Genomic DNA, 2,742 nt, shown 5'->3' with positions numbered 1-2,742 from the left:
GCGGGACAGGTCCAACTCGACCTCGCGCAGCGCCCGTTGCACCCAGGCGCGGGCCGCGTTCGGCTCGTCGTTGCCGGGGCTGCGCCAGTGTTGCCCGCGGGCCGCGCCGCCGGACGCCCGGCTGCCGGTGGGTCAGCCGCGTCGGGCGGCGGCCCGCTCGGCGTCGGCCTTCATCCGGGCGGCCCGGTCGAGGTCGGCCTGCGAGACGGCGGCGACCGAACCGAAGATGCTGACCGCCTGGTAGTACGTCCAGGCGAGGCTGGTGCAGGCCGGGCGGACGACTGAGTTGTAGGTGGCGCAGACCCGCTTGAGGTCCTCGTAGAAGGCGCTGTCCAGGCGGGCCTTGTTGGCCGAGAAGATCCCCATCGCCTTGTGGTTGCGGTAGCCGAAGTCGTGCCGGTAGCAGGAGAGGTTGAAGGTGAAGCCGAGCGGGTTGTCCGGGCTGGACGAGCAGTAGTCGGTGGACCAGTCGAAGCCGTAGTCCGCCCAGGCGGCCTGGTTGAGGCGACCGGAGTTCCAGGCGTTGTAGCTGCTGGCGCTGGTCTGGGTCCAGCTGCTCAGCACGCTGAGCTTTTGCGAGGTGCTCACCGCGGCGGATGCGGGTGAGCCGACGCCGAGCACGCTGAGCAGGGCGAACGTGCCGGCGGCGAGGGCGGTGGCGAGACGACGGGACAAGTTTTCCTCCGCGGGATGGGCGGTACGGTGTGTCACCGGTTGGTCACCGGAGTTAGATCAGTCTCGATCAATGTCCCGTCGGTGGGGCGTGGTGGAGGCGACGTATTGGTGACATACGTCGAAACAGACGAATGCCCCGGGTGCCGGAGCACCCGGGGCGTCCGAGGACGATCAGCGCACCACCCGCGCCGACGAGGCGGCACTCTCGTTCCACGACCGGTCCAGCGCGGTCACCTGGTAGGTGTACGCCCGACCCGGCTCGGCGGTGCCGTCCACCCAGGACTGCGGCTGCCCCGGGGCGGCCCGGACCGTGCCGACCAGGTGTGCCGCGTCGGCCCGCCCGCACCCCTCGACCGGGCCGGGCCCGTCGAAGCGGTAGACCGCGTACGACGTGGCGGTGCCGAGCTGGCCCGTCCCGTCGGCCGGCTGCCGCCAACGCAGACGTACCCCCTCGGTGGTCCGCTCGGCCCGGGTGAGTGCCGGACGCAGCAGCGGCTTGGCCGGCAGGTGCGCCATGGTCGGCACCAGCGCCGGACGGGAGTAGTGCGCGGCGGCGTAACGGCTCGTCGCGCCGAGCCGGTCGGCCCGCACCTGCACCGCCGAGAAGTGCACGTTGCCGAGCACCTCCGGGTACGCCCGGTTCAGCGTCAGGTGGTCCGACAGTTCCTGCGGGTTCATCCAGTACGTGCCGTAGGCCGGGTCGCCGCTCTTGTAGTCCGCCTGGCCGATGTAGAGCTGCACCCGGGTGCCGCGTACCGTCTGCGCCCACCAGGGCACCAGTCGGGCGTAGTCGGCGGCCGGATACTGGCCGATGTACCAGTAGAGCTGCGGCACGACGTAGTCGATCCACTCCTGCTTGACCCACCTGCGGGTGTCGGCCGAGATGATGTCGTACGACTGGCTGCCGGTGGTGTCCGAGCCGTCCGGGTCGGCGCTGGCGTTGCGCCAGATGCCGAACGGGCTCACCCCGAACTTCACCCACGGCTTGACCGCCTTGACCCTGACCCCCATTTCCTGGATCAGCAGGTCGATGTTGTCCCGCCGCCAGGCCGCCCGGTCGGTGAACCCTCGGTGGTACGCGGCGAACGTCGCATCGTCCGGCACCGGGTACGTGCCGCTCGGGTACGGGTAGAAGTAGTCGTCGAAGTGCACGCCGTCGATGTCGTACCGGCGGACCGCGTCGAGTATCGCGGTCTGGACGAACTCACGGACCTGCGGGACGCCCGGGTCGTAGTAGAGCCGGCTGCCCGCGACGCCGGCCGGCGGGTAGGCGAAGGTCCACTCCGGATGCTGCCGGGCCGGATGGTCCGGGGCGAGCTGTCCCAGGTCGGCACCCGCGCCCCCGGGTGCCGGCATGGAGATCCGGTACGGGTTGAACCAGGCGTGGAACTCCAGGTTCCGCAGGTGTGACTCGGCGACCAGGAAGGCCAGCGGATCCCAGCCCGGGTCCTGCCCCCGCACCCCGGTCAGGTACTCCGACCACGGCTCGTACGGCGACGGCCAGAACGCGTCGGCGGTCGGCCGGACCTGCACCACCACCGCGTTGTGGTGCAGTCGCTGCGCCAGGTCGAGCCAGCCCCGGTACTCCGCCTGCTGGGCGGCGATCCGGTCCGGGGCGGTACGGGAGGCTGCGCTCGGCCAGTCGATGTTCACCACCGACGAGATCCACATCGCCCGGAACTGCCGCTTCGGCACCGCCGGATCGACCGCACAGACGACACCACCCCCGCCGACGGTGCCGCCCCCGCCGCCGAACCCGGCCCCGGCCGCGTCGACCGCCCCCACCGGCCCGCCCCACCCCACTCCGCCGACCAGCCCCAGTATCAACCCCACCACACCGACCCGAGCCACCTTCACACTCCACATCCCTTCACCATCTCCCCATCCCACCCCCCACCCCCACCTCGCCTCGTCCCGGCTCGCCTCGTCCCACCTCGTCCCGCCCCCGGTGATCAAGAGGTTTGCGTCATCCAGCGCGCGAAAGTTGACGTAAACCTCTTGATCACCGGGGCGAGGGGTGGGGTGGCAGGGCCGCCGCCGGGCCACCCCACGCAGGTCCGCCAGCGT

Annotated in this window: 2 protein-coding genes; both read right to left on the bottom strand. The window is 71.2% G+C overall.

Translation table 11 applies throughout. The features are described from left to right. Nucleotides 1-132: 132 nt before the first annotated feature. Nucleotides 133-675 carry a phospholipase gene (locus AB0K25_RS31705; protein ID WP_208568298.1) on the bottom strand — a complete coding sequence of 181 codons (543 nt, stop codon included), beginning with the start codon at nucleotides 673-675 and terminating at the stop codon, nucleotides 133-135. A gap of 171 nt (nucleotides 676-846) precedes the next feature. Continuing rightward, on the bottom strand, nucleotides 847-2,541 hold the full coding sequence (locus AB0K25_RS31700) for a family 10 glycosylhydrolase (RefSeq protein ID WP_357538038.1): 1,695 nt from the start codon (nucleotides 2,539-2,541) through the stop codon (nucleotides 847-849). Nucleotides 2,542-2,742 lie beyond the last annotated feature (201 nt).

It is taken from the genome of Micromonospora sp. NPDC049257 (assembly GCF_040678915.1).
In the GTDB taxonomy this organism is placed as follows: Bacteria; Actinomycetota; Actinomycetes; order Mycobacteriales; family Micromonosporaceae; genus Micromonospora; species Micromonospora antibiotica.
Note: the sequence above shows the minus strand (reverse complement) of the source record. Positions and strands in the feature narration are given on the sequence as shown.